This window comes from Gloeocapsopsis crepidinum LEGE 06123 (assembly GCF_015207655.1).
GTDB classification, from domain to species: Bacteria; Cyanobacteriota; Cyanobacteriia; order Cyanobacteriales; family Chroococcidiopsidaceae; genus Gloeocapsopsis; species Gloeocapsopsis crepidinum.
In genome coordinates this window covers 131,697-152,384 of record NZ_JADEWN010000002.1, presented here as the reverse complement: position 1 = coordinate 152,384, position 20,688 = coordinate 131,697, and the positions used below count along the sequence as shown (strand labels likewise).

The window sequence follows — 20,688 nt, the reverse complement described above, 5'->3', positions numbered from 1 at the left end:
CCCCTCACCCCTCACTCCTCGCCCCTATTAAAGAAAATTATGGAATCAACAGGTTTAATTAGCTTAGATTTACTCGATTTAGTTTTAGCAGTGGGATTAATTGCGATCGCCATTGGGTTGTCTGCATGGGAAAGAATTGGTTTAGAGTTGAATATCGCGATCGCTGCAGGAAGAACGATTCTGCAATTGTTGGTAGTTGGGTATGTTCTAGCATTTGTCTTTGCAATAGACAATCTGTGGGCTGTTTTGGCGATTTTAGCAGTGATGCTCACAATTGCAGCAATTGTTGCTCGCAATCGCATTAGTAAAAAGATTCCTTTGGTTTTACCGCTAGTCTGGGGAGCAATTTTTCTGAGTACTGCTGTCACGTTAGCTTATACAAATTTGCTCATTATCCAACCCCTACGATGGTATGAACCACAGTATCTCATTCCCCTTGCCGGAATTGTCTTCGGTAGTGCAATTAATGGCGCAGCGATCGCCGGAGAACGTCTTGTCAGTACAATTAATGCAAGTCACTTAGAAATTGAAACGCATTTAAGTTTAGGCGCAACTCCCCAACAAGCTGTCGCACAGTACCGTAGAGATGCCATCAAAGCTGGACTCATACCAATTTTGAATCAAATGACAGTCGTGGGAATTGTAACTCTGCCAGGAATCATTACAGGTCAATTGCTGAGTGGTGTCGATCCGCTTGATGCGGCATCATACCAAATCTTAGTTTTGTTTATTCTTGCCTTTGCCAACTTAATGACCGCACTGTTGGTAACGCGAGGGCTATGTCATCAGTTTTTCAATGCTGCGGCACAACTGATTAGATGATCGTGTTATCAAAGTATTTAATTTCGCGATCGCCAGATTTTGATCGTTCTGTCACCGCTGACGCTAGCAAAAGTTTTTCCGTCTGAGCTAAAAGCAACAGCTAGAATGCGCTGGCTATTTTCCAGAAAGTCACGGATTGTTTGTCCTGTTTGGATATTCCACAATTTTACAGTCTTGTCCCAACTTCCACTGATCAAAGACTGACCATTTGGGCTAAAAGCAAGTGAAGTTACTTCTTGTAAATGTCCTGTTAATGTGCGCAGCACCTTTCCCGTTCGCACATCCCATAGTTTAATCGTCGTGCCTCCACTACCACTAGCAAGTATTTGACCGTCTGGACTAAAGGTAATGGAATATATCGGCTTTGTGTCCTTGCCAAGAACGCGCAGCAGTTTACCAGTGTCTGGATTCCATAAATCAATAGTTTTACCTAGACCGCTACTAGCAAGAGTTGTGCCATCAGGACTAAAGCTAATTGTAGTAACCCATTGCTTACTAGCAATTTCGCGGTGCAGATCTCCAGTTTCGACATTCCATAATTTAATTCGTTTGTCGCCACTACTACTTACAAGAGTTCGACTATCAGGACTAAAAACTACAGACGTCACAATATCTGAGTGTCGGGCTAAAGTTTTGAGGAGAGTTCCGTTCCTCCAATTCCACAATTTAACGCTGCCATCAAGATGCCCACTTGCCAGAAATTTGCCATCTGGACTAAAGGCAACTGAGTTGATTTGCGCAGCATTCTGAGTCAAGGTATGCTCTAAAGTTTGCGCTTGTAAATTCCAAATTTTAATTGTTTTATCAGCACTCCCACTTGCCAGAAATTGACCATTAGGACTAAAGGCGATCGCACGTACGGGAAGAGAGTGCCCGTTTTGTTGTGAGCCAATCGTATATAAATTAACAGTTCCTTTTTGCCAAGAAGGTGTTTTTACTTGGTTAATTGCAGATTGCTGAGAATTTTGAGCTATTAGTTGGTTGAATTGAGAATCTGGGTAAGATAAAACACTTACAGGATTAGGGAGAACAGAAATTGGAGCTATGAGTATAGCACTCAGGTGAATTAAAAGTTTTTTTGGAGACATAATAAAATTAAGAAAGTTTTGAGTTTTGTTCGCGTAGCGTGCCGGATGGCACTATTTTGAGTTTTGAGTTGAGAAACTGACGCAAAAGTAGGGAGAAACGAACCACATTCCCCGCAGGGGTTGCCGAAGGCTAGATCGCAAAGATAATGAGGAATTCAAAGAGATTTTGTGTAAGTTCTAAGTTGTAGAGGATTAAGCCTTGTTTACCGAGTTTCTACTTTCCATCCAGAAGGTTTGGTACGGGTAGGATTTGCAGGTTTAGCAGCTGTTCGTGGTTTGGAACTTGAGCGCGTTGGTTGTCTGGAGATACGAGTGGTAGAACGGGCGGCAGTACGCGTTGGTTGTCTGGAAGTAGAACGGGTAATACGGGTTGGCTGTCTAGTCGTACGAGTGATGGTGCGATTGCGTGTAGTGTTGGTTGCAGCAGAAGTCACTGGCGATCGCGTTGTTCTTGCAACTTGAGGCTTGGGTTTAGTTGCAGCAATCTGAGTTTCTGCTTCTTTCTCAATTGGCTGAATTTTTGCTTGCCAATACGAAGTACTATCCATTTTTGCAACTTCGTTTAGAACCACTTGCCAATTCTTTTGATCTAAAGCTTTTTGTGCTGCTTGCCAGTGAGAAGTATTTTTTTCCCATTCAAGCTGCCATTGCTGAATTGCAGCTTGAGATTTGCTGTGAACTGGGCTATCTGCAGGAATCACTTTAGCGATCGCGATCGCTTCGTTGAGGTTGCCAGACTGATATTGATTTTGGGCTACGTCAAGAATATTGTTAGACCATTGCCCAATTGAGTGCTGGGCTTGTTGATAATTTGCAGCATCTTGGGGGATTTTGCTAGCTGCCGCGATCGCTGCTTGAAAACTGCGATTAGTTGCTAATTTTTGCGCTTCAGCCAACTGACATTCTTGAATGATTGCTTGTGCTTGAATAAAGAAAATGGAATCTTTAGGTAGTGTAGGATTTTGACTAGCGCACTTTTGGTAATTGCCTTGGTTTTTTAAAGCCTGCAGTTGCTCTAACGCTTGATGACTCATTGCTCGTGGTTGCCAAAATACAGTATAACCAGCAACCAAACTCATCACTGCAGCAGTAATTCCTGCTCCAAACCACAAATGATATGGCTTGTGTAAGAGAGTAGCAAGATAATTTTTCTGCAGTTTAAGTTGAGTGAGTGATTGATTGAGTGTTGTTACCTCTGGCTTTGCTTCTTTATTTGATGATGTTGGTGATGAAAGAACTGTCAGTTGCAGCGAATTAAGTTTTTGTGGTGGTTCAGCAGTAATGACAGTAGAGGGTGTTGGAATTTTTGCCTGTACTGATGAATTGACGCGAGTGACTGGAATGGCTTTTTGAGAGGAATCAGGTGTTTGAGGCGTATTGAGTGGTAATGGTACAACTACAGTATCCAAGTGAATTTTGTCTCGGTTAATGATGAGCTGGAGTGCTTGTAGTGCTTCTGCTGCTGTTTGGTAGCGTTCTTTGAAATGATAGCGCACCATTTTCGATAAGATTGCTGCTAGCTCGTTGCTAATGTGTGCCTGATGTTGCCAAAGCATTTCACCTGTATCAACATCTTCTTCCAATTGGGAGGGGTGTAACCCAGTAATGGCTTGAATAGCAATGATGCCCAGTGCATAGATATCGCTGTTAGGGCGCGGTTTTCCTCTTCCTTGTTCGGTAGGCATATAACCAGGAGTACCGATCGCGATCGTTGCACCAGTCTGTTCTGGCATTGCTACAACTTGCATCCATGCTTGCTTAACTGAACCAAAGTCAATTAAGACTAATCGGTTATCCTCCTTTCTTCTCATTAAATTACTAGGTTTGAGATCTCGATGAATCAGTTTATAACTGTGTACAAATACCAGAATTCTTAAGACTTCTTGCAACAATTGCAAAACTTGGCTTTCATACCAAGGCTGACCAGAAATTAACTCTTCGCTTAGGGTATTGCCATTAATAAACTCTTGTACTAAATAGAATTCTTGATTTTCTTCAAAATAAGCCAACAAAGTAGGAATTTGGTCATTTTTACCCAACTGTTCCAGCGTTTCTGCTTCCGATTTAAACAATCGTCTTGCGCTTTCTAGCAAGCCACGTTCGCTACTAGTAGGCTTGAGATGCTTAACAACACATTTGGGATAATGCGGTCGATGAATATCTTCAGCAACATAGGTTTCACTAAAACCTCCCGCAGCTAGGATTTCAGTAACTCGGTAACGTCCGCCTAGTATCTTGCCTATCATCGCCTGTATCTCCAGCAAGTTTTAATTTCTACTTTTGAGTTGACATACAGCAGGTATTATGCTCCTGTGCCATTCTGAGATGGTTGCAATGCGAGTGCTGGTTTATTTTCAATCGTCGTTTTGTCATCTTGGTACTGAAACCGCGCCACATCTCCTTCGCAGAGAATAATTGTGTCTCCAGAATTGAGAACAACATCTTTAATTCGTTCAGAACCTAGTTGATTGAGATAAGTACCATTGGTTGAACCCTTATCGACAACAGCTACGCGACCATCACGCGGTACAATCCACAGGTGTTGCTTAGATACTCGACTATCATCAATGACAATTTGGGCTTGGCGATCGCGCCCTATACAAAGCCCTGTTAGCGGAATCTCAAATTTTTGTCCTATTAATACTCCTGATGTACATGTAATCGTACCAAGTCTGGCTATTTCTACTACCGTGCGATCGCCGTTCTGTTTTGCAGCAGCGACTGTTTGATTTGATACTATGCTTGAGGGTGCATTATAAAGGAATTTAACAACTCCATCCGCTAGGATTAATTCATCGCCTGGCTTGAGAAAAACCTCATTAATTCGTTGGTATCCTGCCTTATTTAAGTAAGTACCATTACTAGATTTCTGATCTATCGCTATGACAGAATTATTTCGCAATCCAATCCACAAGTGTTCTTTTGAAATGCGAGGATCGTCAATCACCACCTGACAAGTGCGATCGCGTCCTATAGAAAGTCCTTCAGGAGGAATAGGAAACGTTTTTCCAGCAAGTATCCCTGAGGTGCAAGTAATTGAACCAAAATGTGTGACTTGAGTTGTAAAGGTTGTATCACTACCGAATCCTTCGCGTACAGTAGACGGAAAAGATTGTACATTCGGCACAGTGTAGCTTCCACTACCGAAATTTTGCGGCTGCGTCGAGAAATGAGGAATTGGCGACTGTTGCGGTGGCGGTGAGGCTGGTGGTGTGTTAGGTGGTGGGTAGTTGTTACCGTAGGTAGACTGATTAGATTGATTCGATATGCGATTTCGACGCATCAACAATACTACAGATGGAATTCCTATAAGTAAAGCAATTAGGAATGGAACTCCCCAAGGAGGAATATTACGAAGAAAGTTATTTAAGCCGCTATTATCACTGGGAATCTGAGTTGGAGAATTCGTTGGTGTTGGGCTTGGGGTTGGGTTCGTACTTGAACTTCCTCTCCCTGTACTAATTGCTTGCTGACTTTCCTGAATTAACCGATCTGCTTCAGAATGCGGTCGAAAGAGATTTCTGATTTCTTCAAACCTGGCGATCGCTTCTTGATATTGACCATTGAAAAATAATTCAAGCCCCTCGCGGTAAACCTCATCAACTACTCCTTGCTCATTAGTCGTACCTGCCTGTCTAACAAACTCCATAATTGTATTTGTAGGGATAACAAAAGTGAAGCCAGATACCTGCTGACCATTAGACGATAAGGTAAATGTAGGCATACCAATCACCTCACCTTGGTTATTAAGAATAGGTCCGCCAGAATTACCATTTGTTGCTGGGGCACTGATTTGGAGAATAGGTGTTCCGCTAGCAAGGTTTCTTCTCGCTGAAACTCTACCATCGGTAAACGATGCTTCAAAAAATGATCCTCTACTCAAGATGTTGCTATCAAAGTCATCAGCTGCTGCTGGATATCCAACTACTGTTACGTGATCTTGAATTCTTACCCGATTAGAGTTTTCCGCCATTTGTAAGCTGGGTGTATTTTCAATATCAATTTTGATAATTGCCACGTCCTTAGCATTATTTTGACCCGTGGTTTCACCATAAGACTTAATTTCAAAAGCAACAGGGTCTTGGTTTGGGTTTGGGAGAATAACGTGATGCACAAACTCAAAATCTTTCAATCTAGACTCTTGCCTCATCAAAGCTACTGCATCTCGACGAGTTAAAGGATTAGAACTATTAAGAAGCTGGCTTAATCTAGAATCTTGCTGGGCTACTTCTCTCAGAAATCTGGCAAAAAGAGTCTCTCTGCAAGCATTTTCACCTTTATAACCAAACTCAGTTACATGGGCATTTGTAGCAATGTAGCCATTGGAATTAATAAAAAAACCCGAACCAATGCCTCCAGCACTTTGGTCATATTCTCTATTGTTATAAACATAAGTACCAAAGCAGCCATCAACAATACGTACTACAGCAGGTTCAGCCTCAGCGGCAAGACGTTCATTGTCTCCAACTACTTGTTGTGCAGTAGCGGCTGACTTGAAGAGTAAAGGTAAAACTGCCGATACGATGGCAATAAATAAGTATCTTTTACGCATGAGAAAAATCCTCTAAACATTGTTTGGAGATTTTTTTTATTTAGTTATTACTAAGTGTTTTCTGTTTTCTAAGACGGCACTCTCTATTGCTTTTCTTTCAAGATATTTGAGTGACCTAAGATAAGCATCAGAGTTTTTAGACGGCAAAATTGCACAAAACTGCAAGCTTTTAGTTGTTGACTATAAGATACTAATTTCAAATTACTTGTACTTCTCAAGTGAAAAACGTGAAACCTTACAACTAGAAAACTCAATTCACAAGTTATTTCGCGGCAAGGTAAATACACTTGTAAAACTTTTCATTTCTTAGAATAATTATGACTCCTACCTTACTTGGTCGTTGGCAAACTCGGTTATTGTTGTTGGCTACAATTGGTGCGTTTGTAACATCGCCTTTTGCTTTGGGTTATCTCAGACCAGAGGCAAGTTTCAGTTTTTTTTGGGTACTTGGTTATGTTGCTATCTTTGGTATTGCTTGGGATATAGTTTATGACTATCTGCAAAAGTTTCGTTGGGATCGCGATTGGCCAGGAGTTTTACAACTATTAGCAGGAATTTGGGAAGCAGCTTTTTTAGCGGTAATTTTAAAAATCTTTCATTTACCAGGAATACCTCAAGAAACTTCGCTATTTTGGTTCGCGTTGCACTACAGTTTAGTGTGGTTAAGCGTATATATTTCTGCGCAAGTAATTATGCGAATTCTCTTCCTACGCTGGCGCTTTCATGGTGGACAGTGGTTGTAATTTTTCTTTAGATAAATCTTGATATTGTTGAAATTTTAGATGCAGTAATTATGGTAGCTATGCTTAATGTGTATCAAAATCTACCGCTCATAGATCCAGTTTATATTTTTGGAGTTTTATTACTCACTATTTTGATTGCACCTGCGATCGCCACAATTTTACGAATTCCATCGTTAGTGGTTTTGATTCTTTTGGGTACAGTTTTAGGTACAAATATTTTAGGTATCTTAGATCGAAGTATTGTAGGAGTATCCTCCTTGGGTTTAGAACAATCTCAACAATTACTTTTGCATCGCCAATCACTTTTGCAAGGGTTAGAAAAATTTGGTCTGCTTTATATTATGCTCATAGCAGGAATGCAGATGGATTTGACAAAGATGAAACGCTTAGGGCTGTGCGTACTAATCTTTGGTTTACTCACATTTGGGATTCCCTTTTATGTAGGCTTTTTATCTGGTCAGCTTATTACTTCTAGTTTGCTTGCTGCTGTACTTCTAGGAATTATTTACTCTCCGCATACTCTCGTGTCTTATCCCATTGTGGTGCGAGTCGGAATAGCACAACAAGAAATAGTATCAGTTGCAGTCGGCGGTACTATTGTGACGTCAGTTCTCACTTTAACAAGTCTGTCAATTGTACAGTCTATCCATAGTGCTAGTGTTGGGGCATTTTTATGGATTAAGCTTTTATTTTTATTGCCTTTATTAGTTATAGTTTCTCTTTGGGGAATTCCTAAAATAGGACGTTTGTTTTTAGAAAAAAATACCGAATTATCTAGCCAATTCGTGTTTGTTCTTGCCTGCTTATTTGTTGTCGCTTCGGTTACTTTGATTATAGGGTTTGATCCTATTGTTGGAGCATTTATTGCTGGACTTGCACTTAATCGCTTAGTGCCACTACAAAGTCCTTTAATGAAACAAGTTGAGTTTGTCGGTAATAGCTTATTTATTCCTATTTTCTTAGTGACTGTTGGTATTTTATCAAATCCTAAGATATTTTTTACCAAGCCTGAATATTTAGGAGTTACTTGTTTTGCGATCGCCGGAGCTATTGGTGCTAAGTTTTTAGCATCATGGTTAGCTGGACTAGCTTTTAAGTTTACTTTTGCAGAGGTGATGACAGTTTTTGGTTTAACAATGTCTCGTGCTGCTTTGGTATTAGTTATTGCAGTATTTGGTAAGAGTGCTAACTTAATTGATGAAGGAATCTTTAATATTGTGATTGCTTACATTGTAGTCACTTGCTTAGTTGGTCCATTAATCACTGATTTGTTTAGCAAGCGCGTTGCTGAAAAACTATTATTAAGTAAGTAGCTGTATCAAATTGCAAGTTTAGTTCGTTGATCTATAGCCCTCCCTTTATTCTTCTCTCTGCGTTACGCCAGTTGCTACAACGGAGGAAACCTCCGCAACGCACTGGCTCCTCTGCGTCTGAAGTGGTTCGTTAAAATAATTTTTCATAATTCAAATAAGATCGCTATATATGCATTAACTCTAGCAGTCATATTTTTCTATTGATGTGTGAAACCAAAAACGCGAATCAAAATATTGACTATCAAAACTATGAATGAATTAACTTTAGGTTGGATGCAAGCAGGGCGGTTAGTCACTCAAAAAATTCGCGATCGCCCACTTAGCAAGTACCCAGACACTGTGCGAATCGGACGCGATCCTTCGCGGTGTGACATTATTATTCAGCATCCAACAATATCAGCACTACACGTAGAAATCTTTTTTAATCCTAAACACAATAGCTTTTATCTGCGCAACTTGAGAGCAAGTAATCCTCCAATTATTAATAGTAAAAAATTAATTCAAGGTGAAGTTACATTAAGTAAAGGCAGTAGTATTTATCTAGGAAACATAGAACTAAAAGTATTAGCAGTTTCTCTATCTTTTGGCAATAGTTCGCCTCAAAAAAGTACCTATAGTTTAATCTGTCCTAAATGTCGTCGTAATTTACCTTATGAACGACTCAATCTAGGCTGTCCTTGGGATGGTACTTCCCTGGCAGCAGCAGAAAGTGTTTTAGCAGCTAAATATTAAAGGAAAGATTATGAATCCTGATTCTAGGCAAATTCAACTGAATTGGGTAGATCCAACAACAAAAGAACAGCAAAAATTAAGACTGAAACTGCCGATCGCTATTGGACGCGAACTGTCTAAAATGCCAAGTACAATTCACGGCGATCGCGTCTCGCGACTTGTATTAGAGAGTACTCAAGTTTCTCGCTTTCATGCTCTGATTCTGTTTGAACAAGGACAATTAGTAGTAACAAACCAAAGTCAAAGTGGCACTTTCATTAATGGGATAAGTGTCAATCGGGGTGTATTGAATCATGGCGATCAGCTGCAGATGGGTAATTATGCGATCGCTGTCACGTTTGTTGCTAGTAGCTTAGAAACCGATTCAGTGATTTCATTTCATCCAGACACCGATCTACCCGAACCAGAAGTTCAACGCAAGACTGTTACAGCAACAAGTGATTTTCCTCCAGCAATATTTCAGTCGCAGCAAATTTCAGTAAGAGATTTATATGCAACAAACCTTCCTGTCTATCAAATTGATTATGTGGCGATCGGGGCAGGATTAGGTAGCTTTATTTGGGTCGATTTTTTAAGAATTTTTGGTGTAAAAGTTCGTCAGATTGTCGCAATTGGTTTAGAAAAGCAACCTTATGCGCGTTATCAAAGACTGTGTTTGAATTCGCAAATTCCTCTGCACGAAAGGTTACGCTCTAATTCAGATTCTTGTCCTGATAATATTTGGGGCTGGCCTAGTTATGCAATCCGAGAAGCGTGGCGAGACTTTTACAAAGGTAAAATTAATTCGGCGTTGCAATACCTGTGGCAAGTGTTTGCTGAACCAACACTAGCAGAAACTTATACTCCTCGCGCTGGCAATGTTTTTGACTCTATAGATCGAGAAGCAAAGCGCATCGGATGGCATCAAATCTTTCGCTACGGACGCGTCCGCGCTATTCGGAAAACAGATGATGAAAGATATGCGATCGCCTACTCGTGTTCTAGTAGTAACCACCGCGATCGCGCTATTGTGTTAGCACGTTACGTACACTTAGCAACCGGATATCCAGCAATTCAGTTTCTTCCTGATTTGCAAAAATACCGCGAAAAAACGCAAGACTTTAAGTCTGTTGTTAATGCTTACGAACAACACGAACACGTTTACAAACACTTAGAACGTTATGGTGGAACCGTATTAATTCGCGGTCGGGGTATTGTCGCTTCACGAATTGTGCAACGTATTTATGAAGTGCGACAGCGCAACCGTAATATTTTTGTTTTGCATTTGATGCGATCGCCTAAATCGCAAGGTAACAAATTTGATGCTGCCCAACGCCAAGTAGAAAATCACTACGAATTTCAACCATTTAACTGGCCCAAAGCCTGTTGGGGTGGCGAATTGCGAGCTATATTAGAAAATGCTTCCCCTCAACAGCGCCAGCAGTTCCTCAAAGACTGGGGCGGTACGACTACTGCTGCACGTTCTGACTGGCGACGTATTGTACAAGAAGGTATTAGTCAAGGTTGGTATCAAATTACTTTTGGTGAAGTAGAACGGGTAGAAAGGGAACAGCAAAATACCATCACGTATATTAAAGGTAAGGATTTACAAGGACAAATCAAGCTGCAAGCAGACTTTATTATTGACGCTACTGGTTTAGAGGCGAAAGCAAAGTCAAATCCTCTCCTAGACGATCTCGTGACTCATTACAACCTTCCCCTCAATCATTTAGGGCGTTTAGCAGTTGCTCATGATTTTGAAATCACAGAAATGCGGTCTGGCAAAGGACGTATGTATGCTGCGGGAGCAATTACTCTGGGCGGTCCCTATGCGGCAGTAGATAGCTTTTTGGGTTTGCAATATGCGGCTTTGCGTTCCGCTGATAGTCTCGCAGCAGTGCGCGCCCCTGGAATGCATCGTTTAAATTGTTTCTGTTCTTTTAGCCAATGGTGCAAATGGATAACAAATCAGTCGCCTGTGTAGATTCAGAATTTGTTCTCAATCACGTTTACTGAGTTGACAAAATCTCGATTTGCCCGCTACTACTAACAGCAAAGTTATTACCCTGAGGACTAATTGCAAGAGAATGAAATGTATCTAAATAATTAAAAGATTTTTCGCTATTAAGAGTTGCTTGACTCTCTTGTAAATTCCATGATTTGATTGTACCGTCACTACTGCCAGTTACTAAATTTCCATCAGTTTTGATAGCAATTGATAAAACTGTGTTGGCGTGTGCTTGTAGGGGAGGAAAATTTTCTTGTCCAGTATCTATATTCCAAATCTTGATTAATCCTTGAGAGTCACCACTCGCTACAGTTTTACTGCCTGTGGGATGAATAGCAACGGCAGTAACTCTATTTCTAGAGTGATTTTGGCGCACAGATCGTTCTTGGAGCTGAAAAGTCTGAGCTTGATTTATAACATCCCAAGTCTTGATAGTACCATTTGAGTCACCACTTACGAGGATATCTGGTGAAGTCCTAAAAGCTAGAGAAGTAATTGTTGAAGGATGTGCTTGCCTTTGTTCGCCAGCAAATCGATTGCTATGACTACGATTCCAAATTTTGATAGTACCATTTAAGTCACCGCTAAACAAAATCTGCCCATCTTTGCTAACAGCGATCGCAGTAATATTAGTTCGATTACTATTTTCTCCAAAAGTATTGAGTAAGTCTCCACTACGCGAATTCCATAAATTAATTTTCCAATCTCTACCACCACTAGCAAGAGTATTCCCGTCAGGACTAAAAGCTAAAGAATCGACTTCTCTTGAATGTCCACCAGCAAGAATTTTTGGCGAGGAAAAATCTGAGTTGTTAATCGCATAAATCCCAGCTATTGAGGATGCAACGATTAAACTAATGGCAATAACTACTGGAGAAATTTGATTGTTACCTGAAGTCTGAGTTTTTGTCGTGTTTGTTCTACGTTGCCCAGAAAAAGGACTTGAGAATCGAAAGCGCTGCGCAGAGCGTAACAAAGCGGATTGCATTTCTTGGGCAGTAGTGTAGCGATCGCCTATATGCGGTTGAATTGCCTTATCTAATACTGCCGCAAAGTCAGGACTAATACTAGCAGCGTATCTGCGCCAGCCAATTTCTCCTGTTTGCGGGTTTACATCCAACTGTTGAGGCGCTCTACCAGTCAGCAAATAAATTGCCGTCATTCCTAAACTATACAAATCGCTAGCATAAACTGGTCTACCTGCTGCCTGTTCTGGAGGCATAAAACCTGGCGTACCAATCACACTTAAGCTTCTTGTTTGACCTTGAGAATTGATTTCGATATTGACTAACTGTTTAACTGCACCAAAATCAATCAAAACGGGTTTGCTATCCCATCGACGCCACATAATATTGGCAGGCTTGATATCTCTGTGAATAATTTTTCTGGCATGAATGACTTCTAGTACAGATAAAACGCTAGCTACGATGTCCTTAACTAAATTTTCGGGAAGTAATCCTTCTGCTTGAACTTTTTGCTCTAGAGTTGTACCTTCGATGAGTTCTTGGACTAAGTAAAAATGACCTGCTTCTGCAAAGTAGGCATACAACTTAGGAATTTGATTGTGCTGTTCGCCCAGGGTTTCCAATATGGCAGCCTCTTGCCAAAAAAGCTCTTGAACCACTTGGTAAACTTGAGGATTGTTACTAATGGGTTTCAGTTGCTTGAGCACGCAGCGACGCCTGGAAGGCATATGGGTGTCTTCTACTAAAAAAGTATTACCAAAACCACCGCTTCCTAGAGAGCTAATTATCAGATAGCGATTGTTTAAAAGTGGCGACATCTTTGTCTTTTAGTCACTGATTTTTTCAGATTATCACTTGTAAGTCTTGATGTTATGGATGTAAATAAAGTCTTTGACTTCTCACTTCAGAGATAAGACAGAGTTAGTATCAAAATTTTAAAATCATTCCTGAGTTATTAAAAGAATTTAAGTAGTAATACGACTTTACATTCAAAATAAAATTTAATCGACTATGCCTTTATCAGAACAAGTAGTAGTTATTACTGGTGCATCAAGTGGAATCGGTGCAGCGCTGGCGCAACTTTTAGCGCAACGATTTATGGGAATTCGGTTAGTCATCGCAGCTCGTAATCTTGAAAAACTCGAAACCCTGGCGACACTCTGCCGGAAAGCTGGAGCCGAAGTGTTAGTCGTTCCCTGTGACTTAGAGAAAATTGAGCAGGCAGAAGCACTTGCTCAAAAAGCGATCGCACACTTTGGTCGCATTGATGCTTTAGTCAATAATGCCGGTTACGGACAAATGGGACCTGTAGAATTAATTCCCACAGAAGCAATTCAAAGGCAGTTTCAAGTCAACATCATTGGACCACTAGCGCTGATTCGTGCTGTTATACCGCAAATGCGGCACCAAGGTGGCGGCAGAATTATCAATATTAGTTCCCTAGGAGGTAGACTAGCGTTCCCTTTTGGAGGTTTATATAGTTCCTCTAAATTTGCTTTAGAAGGAGTCAGTGATGCTTTGCGGATGGAACTCGAACCATTTAATATTAAGGTTAGTGTCATTGAACCAGGACCTGTCAGTACTAACTTTTTTGCAGCAGCAGCCCAAGCGGTAGAGAAAAGTATTGCTGCACCAGAAAAAAGCCCCTATCGTGCGGCATTTGCTAAGCTTAAAGACTTAGAAAAACAAACAAGCAGCCAAGCTTGGACATCAGAACGCGTTGCTAAAGTCATGATCAAAGCCTTAAGCGCACCTAACCCACGTCCGCGTTACATCGCCGCTACGGGTGGCAGAATCCTGCTATTCTTAATGACTAAAGTATTGCCAATCAAAATAGTAGACAAATTTTGGCAGCACTTCTATGGTATAAATCTGGTAGCAAAAGAATGGCAAAGTGGTGCATTTAGGGAAAAATAGGAAGTTGTATAATTTATGCGAGTTGAAATTACTTTGAGTAATTTAGTTATCAGCTATTACAAATAAGGTTTCAGGCGATACGTTAAAGTATGAATCAGTATTTCACTAACTTTTCAACCGAAGGTCTACGAAGCGCGTTCCCTAACTCCTAACCCTTCATAAGTCTAAGTGCTACAAGCTAAAACATGGATGTATTAGAGTACCAAGCAAAAGAATGGTTTCGGGAGATGGGCATACCTGTCTTGCCATCACAACGTATTGACCGTCCCAGCGACATTAAGCGGCTAAAGATTCCTTATCCAGTGGTACTCAAGTCACAAGTACGTGTTGGTGGTAGAGGAAGGGCTGGGGGAGTTAGATTTGTCACAAATACAATTGATGCGATCGCCGCTGCGCAAACTATCTTTCACCTATCAATTTTGGGCGAATTACCTGAAGTATTGCTAGCCGAAGCAAAATACGATGCCGATCAGGAGTTTTATTTAGCTGTAGTTTTGGATGCAGCAGCACATCGACCGCTACTTTTAGGATCTGTGCAAGGTGGGATTGATGTCGAATCAGCACCCGAACTTTTACAGCAAGTTGTTGTTGAGCAAGAATTTTCTCCATTTTATGCGCGACGTTTAACAATCAAAATGGGTCTACAAGGACCGTTGATTCAAACAGTCAGTGGCATCATCGAGAAAATGTATCAGTTGTTTGTGCAGAAAGATTTAGATTTAGTAGAAATTAATCCTCTCGGTGTCAGTTCAACCGGCGAACTGATGGCACTCGATGGCAAAGTCACCGTCAACGATCGCGCGATCGCGCGTCATCCTGATGTGGCAGCGATGGCAGAGAAAATGGCACAGCGTGAGAAGGGACGCAAGTATTCGCTAGAGTTAGGAACTTGGGACGAAGTAGAACCCTCAGGTAACATTGCAGTTTTGGGTAACGGCGCTGGTTTAGTCATGGCAACAATGGATTTACTCACAGATGCAGGAAGTCAGCCAGCAAGTTGTCTCAACATTGGACATGGCAGAAGTTGGAACTCAACAACACCAAGCTTTAAGGATCGCCTGCAGCAAGGACTAGAATTTTTGAGCGAACAGAAAAATATTCAAGTCGTCTTAGTCAATATTCTCGGTACAGTTCCGACACCAATAGAACTAGCGCAAGTTATTGTCAGTTTCGTACAACGTCGAGAACGGATGACGACTAACAAATCTCGTACTCAAACATACTCACCTCGCGTTATTGTGCGGTTTGCAGGTGCAGATTTTGACTCTGCAAAAGAGCAACTTGCCACAGTGCAAGTTCCACTCGTTAACAGTTTAGATGAAGCTATAGCGCAAGCATCGCGCCTTGCGAAGTCCTCTGGAAGAAGAAGATGAAACTAACCCCAGAAAGTAAAGTTGTAATCCAGGGCTATTGCGAACCACTGATGGCAACACACGCCGCCCGCATGAAAGTTTATGGCACAAATGTCATTGCGGCGATCAGTCCTGGGCAAAGTGGGGAAACGTTTGATGAAATTCCTGTGTTTGATCTAGTAGAACAAGCAGTGGCAGAATTTGGGGTGATTGACACCACAATTATTTTAGTGTCTCCCTATCAAGCACTCGATGCAGCTTTAGAAGCGATCGCTGCAGGTATTCGCCAAATTATTATTATCCCTGCGGGAGTTCCCCCTCTTGATATGGTGCATCTTCTGCGCAAAGCAGAAGCAACAGAAACCTTGGTTGTCGGACCAAACAGTCCTGGAATTATTGTCCCAGGAAAGATTCTATTAGGAACTCATGCGAGTGAATTTTACACTCCTGGATCTGTGGGAATCGTTAGCCGTAGCAGTACTCTTACTTATGAAATTGCTTCAGAGTTAACCAAAGCAGGTTTAGGACAGTCAATCGGTGTCAGCATTGGTAGTGATGCAATTACAGGATCTTCTTTCTTGCAATGGCTGCAAATTTTAGATGAAGATGACAGCACGCAGGCAATTGTTTTAGTTGGAGAAACTGGAGGAAATAGCGAAGAAACTGCTGCCCGCTACATTGCAGAAACGATTGATAAACCCGTGATTGCTTACATTGCTGGTAGAAATGCCCCGCCTGGTAAACACTGGGGACACACAGGAACTCTCGCTGCGGTTGTTGGTCGCGGTGTCAATATTGGGACTACCCAAAGTAAACTGACGGCGTTTAAAGAAGCTAAAGTTCCAGTTGCCGATCGCCCTTCTCAGATTTCAAGCTTAGTGAAAAAGGCACTTAAGTAGTCGAAAAAGCGATTAGCTTTTATCTTAAACTTTAAACTTCTTGCAAAAGGGTAGAGAAAGATGGCAAAAGTAGGTTAAAGGAGGAAACCCTATGACCTACGAGCAAGTCAAACATTTGAAGCCAGAGGACTTTAAACGCTTATGCGGCGTGCGTCCTGAAATATTAAACTAATGGTAGTAGTGATGCAGCAAGCCAAACAACAGCTGAAACCAGATAGACCTAGTAAACTCAGCATAGAAGACCAAGTATTAATGACGTTAGAATACTTACGCGAGTATCGTACCTACTGTCATATTGCTACTAGCTGGGGAATTTATGAGTCTACAGCAATCGCATCATTCGCACTGTAGAAGACACCTTGATTGCTTCAGACAAATTGCGTCTCCCAGGAAAGAAGAAACTGCTCGACCCAAACCATGAGATAGAAATCGTAGTAGTGGATGTGACTGAAAGCCCGATTGAGCGTCCTAAAAAAAACAGAAACGGGACTATAGTGGCAAGAAAAAAGGTATGCCCTCAAAACGCAAGTCGTGGTTGACCAGCTCACCAAGCAAATCATTTTTACAGCTTATGGCAAGGGCAGAGAACACGACTTTTCCCGATTTAAATCCAGCCAAGTCCAGCTCCAACCAGCAGTTATGTGTCTAGCAGATAAAGGATATCAAGGCAGTGCTAAAATTCATCCAAAAAGCCGCACACCCAAGAAGAAACCCAGGGGTGCCATTATCAGTGCTCAAGACAAGCACTTGGATCGGCAATTAGCTAAACTTAGAGTCATCCGTGAGCATGTTAACCGCACTCTGAATATTTTCAAGTTTTTATCTGACCGCTATAGAAATCGCACAAAGCATTTCTGTTTGCGCTTTAACTTGATTGCTGGTCTATACAACTATGAACTCAAGCTACCCTCATAGCCTTGTGCAAGAGTCCTAGCGTTCCGTTTCACCCGCCGCACCTCTGCACCTCAGCTAATTAGATTGGTATGTTCCGGTGCAGCACGGTTGTTAGCCTGTTTTACAGTTCATAATGCTTCATCCACCAAACTGCAACCATTAGACACAGCACAGTTAGCATGATCGTACTGCTTATCGCGATCCAAGCTTCATTGGAAAATAGTCCAACTACTGCTGCTGTTGCATCGCCTTGCAATGCCCACACGGTGAAAGGTTCAATTCGCCTTAATTGTGGATTAGAGTTCAAGCTTGCACCACCAAGAAAAACAAACAGCGCGATCGCGGTTACAGCTCCAACTCGATTAAAGATTGCCCCAAGCATGAGCGTTAACGCTAGGTTGAACAGCAGCAACAGATAAACCATGCAAACCCCCACAAGATAGTTCAGTAACGAGATTTGTGAGGGCAATCCTGCAAATACTGCTGCAAAGTATGTAAAAATGGCAGGCACACCCAAGGCAATGCTACCGATGAAAATTGCATAAGCCGCGAATTTTGCCAGAATGAACGCAGCACGAGACAATGGTTTAGAACAAATCCAAATTAAAGTCTGTGTGAGCTTCTCCTCGATAATGGTGCCTTGAACCAGAATAATTGTGCCAATCGACAAAAGTGTGCTTCCTAACCAAAGAAACAGAGTCAGGAATGAAACGCCTCGATTGGTTACGCTGCTGGGTGTCATCCAGATTGCGGGCACTGCTGTCAGTGACATCCAAATAATCAGTTGAGAAATCCATCGCCCAGTTCCAAACCAGTGGGCTAGCTCTTTTTGATAAATGGGACGGAAGCCCCGTAACCAACGGTTCGAGACAGGCTGCAATCCAGATTGACGAACATCGCTTTTATTGCTCATGGTTGAGTTCTCGCTCGACTAAATCCACAAACACATCTTCGAGGTCATAGGATATCCGTCCAAATTGCGTCACGATAATGGTAGGGTCTGCCATCACAAGCCGTAGGAGTTCAGTCTCTGCCGCGTTGGGATTTGTGACCTGAACTTGGAGTTTGGTGGTATGATGCTCTACACCGAGCACACCCACTTCAGTTGTAATAGTTTTTTTAACCCACGGGACTCGTTTTAGGCGATCGCAAACAGTTCGTCCGTCACCGCGCACCGTGATACTAAACAAATTGCGATCGCCTGATAGCAGTTGGTCGATCGTGTCCTGAGCCACTAATCTGCCGCGTTCGAGGATCGCAACCATGTCGCTGACTCGCTGCACATCATCGAGAATGTGAGTGGAGTAAAAGACCGTACTCTGTCCCCGAAAGCGTTCGAGAATTTGAAGCACATTGCGCCGCCCCAATGGGTCAAGGGCGGCGGCTGGCTCATCAAGAATAATCAATTCAGGATCATTAATCGCTGCTTGAGCAATGCCAAGACGCTGACGCTCCCCACCAGAAAACCCCCGCACTGGGCGATCTGCTTTGCCACTTAAACCGACGAGTTCGATCAGTTCTTCAATGCGAGCGGCGATTGCAGCCCTCGACCCTTTGAAGAAGAACGATGCGACAAATTGCAATGTCTCACGGGCAGTCAAGTATCCGTAAAAGTAAGGTGCTTGTGCCAGAAAACCAACTCGCTCTCGAATGGCAATACTATCTCTCACAATGTCTTTGCCAAAGACCGTACCAACTCCGCTAGACGGCTTTACAAGCCCAAGTAACAGTTTAATCGTGGTACTTTTTCCCGCGCCGTTTGAGCCGAGAAAGCCACAAATCGAGCCGCGTGGCACGGCTAAATTCAGCCTGTCTACAACAGGTTTACGCCCATAGGTTTTGGTTAAGTTTTGGGTAGTGATAATGAAATCGGATTGTGCCACCATAGCAGAATGTGCAATTTTGGGATTAGCTATCAAAGTTTAACCCTGAACTTCAATAGCTCTCAATAGATCTCCTCAAAGGTACATTCAACCTGACTGAAACTGAGCAGCCTAACGACCAAGATAAGCGACGGCAGATAAACTTTGCATCACCACCAGTTGCTTTCGTCTGTCCACTTCATCAACTATGCAGTGCTTACCACCGATTCACAGCTTCTAGAGCTACCGCGATTGCCCGTTCTTTCTGAGGGTCTGAACCACGAGCATAATCTAGTGAGAACGGAACTTCAATATCTGGTTTCACTCCAACCCTCTCTATGCGCTGATTTTCATCTAGATACACATCCGCAATTGCCAAATATAAGACACTGCCATCATTCATTGCAAACAAGTTTCCTTGCACAACTGCACCTGCCGTTTTAGCACCTACAACAGTACCAATCTCATATTTGCGAAACCCATAGGCAAGAATTTCTTTACCACTTCGACTCTCCTCGTTAACAAGCATCACCACGGGCTTACTCCAAGCGGAACTGGAGGTAGATGGTGTTGTCCGATTTCGGGCAGTTCCAGTTAGTCTGATATTTCGAGGCGTGTATATATTGAGATAGGAAGCCCTAGCACCGCCCCAACCTTCTCTTAAATCGAGAACAAAAGTGTCTGTATCTTTCAGACGACCATAGAATAGTTCGGTTTCAAGTTGCTTTTGATACTGTTCACCAGCATAAGACCACAGATGGACATAGCCAATTTTTTGCCTTGCTTGCTCAACGACTTGAACGCTTGCCTTCATGGCATCCAAAAACATTGTTGTTCCATCCAGTATTTTAGGTGTCACCGTAATTTCTTGCTGACTACTCGGAATAGGAGAGCGTTGAATCAGAAGCTTAACAGGTTGATTTGCTTTGCCAGCAAAAGACTGAATGGGGTGAAAAGGTTGCCCCTCGACTCTCAGCAATTGATCGCCAACCAGTAGCCCTGCTTTGGATGCAGGACTGCCATCAAGAATTGCACTGATGAAGGTATTTCCATTCCACTGTTTGGTGAAAATACCAATGCCGGTGTATTGAGGTTTATTATCAGGCAGGACAGTCTTCAGTTGCTGCTGTAACTCAGGGTTGCGAGGTAAGAAAATGCCCAAGATTTGGTAGTACTCTGGTTCCTCTGAGGTATAAAAATGAGTATGTGAGGTTCTCAATTCAGAGAGCATTTGATTAATGATCCTTGCAAGCTCAGCTTTTGATCGAGCCTGGTTTGCTTGAGTTCTGTATTTTTCATGGATCTCTTGCCAGTTTATGCCATTGAAGTTTGGATCGAAAAAGTTGTCGTTGACGGTTTTCCAGACTTGTTCAAAAGTGTCAGGTTGCGATTGTCCAACGGTAGGCAGAATGGGTGCGATCGCTCCACACAGAAATAGGATGAAAGCACTCATCAAGGCGATCGCAATTAGGCGGATATGGCGTGTCAGGTTCAGTTGCTGCATTCAAATTCTCAGTTCTCTAACCTAGTATTAGAACCATCACGATCGCTTTTTCAAGCTA

15 protein-coding genes and 1 pseudogene are annotated in these 20,688 nt (G+C 42.2%); 9 read left to right on the top strand and 7 right to left on the bottom strand.

Annotated features, from left to right (window positions below; genetic code table 11):
* Positions 1-39 precede the first annotated feature (39 nt).
* The gene (locus tag IQ230_RS01590; RefSeq protein WP_193930177.1) at positions 40-822 is read left to right on the top strand and encodes an ABC transporter permease; all 783 of its coding nucleotides are present in this window, start codon (positions 40-42) and stop codon (positions 820-822) included.
* A gap of 17 nt (positions 823-839) precedes the next feature.
* Here IQ230_RS01590 and IQ230_RS01585 read toward each other — a convergent pair whose 3' ends face one another.
* The 3 genes from IQ230_RS01585 to IQ230_RS01575 form a co-directional block, all read right to left on the bottom strand.
* Positions 840-1,910, bottom strand: a complete 1,071-nt coding sequence (locus tag IQ230_RS01585) for a WD40 repeat domain-containing protein (RefSeq protein WP_193930176.1) — start codon at positions 1,908-1,910, stop codon at positions 840-842.
* A gap of 203 nt (positions 1,911-2,113) precedes the next feature.
* Positions 2,114-4,156 (bottom strand): serine/threonine-protein kinase, encoded by a 2,043-nt coding sequence (locus IQ230_RS01580; protein WP_193930175.1) that lies wholly within the window; start codon positions 4,154-4,156, stop codon positions 2,114-2,116.
* Between the two features lie 56 nt (positions 4,157-4,212).
* The gene (locus IQ230_RS01575) at positions 4,213-6,462 is read right to left on the bottom strand and encodes an FHA domain-containing protein (protein WP_193930174.1); all 2,250 of its coding nucleotides are present in this window, start codon (positions 6,460-6,462) and stop codon (positions 4,213-4,215) included.
* 317 nt (positions 6,463-6,779) lie between these two features.
* Here IQ230_RS01575 and IQ230_RS01570 point away from each other — a divergent pair, with 317 nt between their 5' ends.
* The 4 genes from IQ230_RS01570 to IQ230_RS01555 all read left to right on the top strand — a co-directional run bounded on the left by IQ230_RS01570 (position 6,780) and on the right by IQ230_RS01555 (position 11,213).
* Positions 6,780-7,205 carry a hypothetical protein gene (locus tag IQ230_RS01570; protein ID WP_193930172.1) on the top strand — a complete coding sequence of 142 codons (426 nt, stop codon included), beginning with the start codon at positions 6,780-6,782 and terminating at the stop codon, positions 7,203-7,205.
* 50 nt (positions 7,206-7,255) lie between these two features.
* Complete coding sequence (locus IQ230_RS01565; RefSeq protein ID WP_193930170.1) at positions 7,256-8,518, top strand: cation:proton antiporter; 1,263 nt, start codon at positions 7,256-7,258, stop codon at positions 8,516-8,518.
* A 249-nt stretch (positions 8,519-8,767) separates the two neighbouring features.
* A complete protein-coding gene (locus tag IQ230_RS01560) occupies positions 8,768-9,250 on the top strand; it encodes an FHA domain-containing protein (RefSeq protein WP_193930168.1) in 483 nt (160 codons plus the stop codon).
* Positions 9,251-9,260: 10 nt separating this feature from the next.
* Positions 9,261-11,213: an FHA domain-containing protein gene (locus IQ230_RS01555; protein ID WP_193930166.1), complete on the top strand. Its 1,953-nt coding sequence runs from the start codon at positions 9,261-9,263 to the stop codon at positions 11,211-11,213.
* A gap of 25 nt (positions 11,214-11,238) precedes the next feature.
* Here IQ230_RS01555 and IQ230_RS01550 read toward each other — a convergent pair whose 3' ends face one another.
* Positions 11,239-13,020 carry a serine/threonine-protein kinase gene (locus tag IQ230_RS01550; RefSeq protein WP_193930164.1) on the bottom strand — a complete coding sequence of 594 codons (1,782 nt, stop codon included), beginning with the start codon at positions 13,018-13,020 and terminating at the stop codon, positions 11,239-11,241.
* Positions 13,021-13,213: 193 nt separating this feature from the next.
* Between IQ230_RS01550 and IQ230_RS01545 the strand changes: the two genes are divergently transcribed.
* The 4 genes and pseudogenes from IQ230_RS01545 to IQ230_RS01530 all read left to right on the top strand — a co-directional run bounded on the left by IQ230_RS01545 (position 13,214) and on the right by IQ230_RS01530 (position 17,285).
* The gene (locus IQ230_RS01545) at positions 13,214-14,119 is read left to right on the top strand and encodes an SDR family oxidoreductase (RefSeq protein ID WP_193930162.1); all 906 of its coding nucleotides are present in this window, start codon (positions 13,214-13,216) and stop codon (positions 14,117-14,119) included.
* A 185-nt stretch (positions 14,120-14,304) separates the two neighbouring features.
* Positions 14,305-15,492 (top strand): succinate--CoA ligase subunit beta, encoded by a 1,188-nt coding sequence (locus IQ230_RS01540; protein WP_193930160.1) that lies wholly within the window; start codon positions 14,305-14,307, stop codon positions 15,490-15,492.
* A complete protein-coding gene (locus IQ230_RS01535; RefSeq protein ID WP_193930158.1) occupies positions 15,489-16,370 on the top strand; it encodes a succinate--CoA ligase subunit alpha in 882 nt (293 codons plus the stop codon). The genes IQ230_RS01540 and IQ230_RS01535 overlap by 4 nt, the downstream gene beginning before the upstream one ends.
* A 91-nt stretch (positions 16,371-16,461) precedes the next feature.
* Positions 16,462-17,285: pseudogene (locus IQ230_RS01530) on the top strand (IS5 family transposase).
* A 100-nt stretch (positions 17,286-17,385) separates the two neighbouring features.
* Here the strand turns inward: IQ230_RS01530 and IQ230_RS01525 are convergent.
* The 3 genes from IQ230_RS01525 to IQ230_RS01515 form a co-directional block, all read right to left on the bottom strand.
* Positions 17,386-18,177, bottom strand: coding sequence for a hypothetical protein (locus tag IQ230_RS01525; RefSeq protein WP_193930156.1), 792 nt, complete (start codon positions 18,175-18,177; stop codon positions 17,386-17,388).
* Complete coding sequence (locus IQ230_RS01520) at positions 18,167-19,150, bottom strand: ABC transporter ATP-binding protein (RefSeq protein WP_193930154.1); 984 nt, start codon at positions 19,148-19,150, stop codon at positions 18,167-18,169. Before IQ230_RS01520 ends, IQ230_RS01525 begins: the two co-directional genes overlap by 11 nt.
* A gap of 193 nt (positions 19,151-19,343) precedes the next feature.
* On the bottom strand, positions 19,344-20,630 hold the full coding sequence (locus tag IQ230_RS01515) for a S41 family peptidase (RefSeq protein WP_193930152.1): 1,287 nt from the start codon (positions 20,628-20,630) through the stop codon (positions 19,344-19,346).
* Positions 20,631-20,688: the final 58 nt, after the last annotated feature.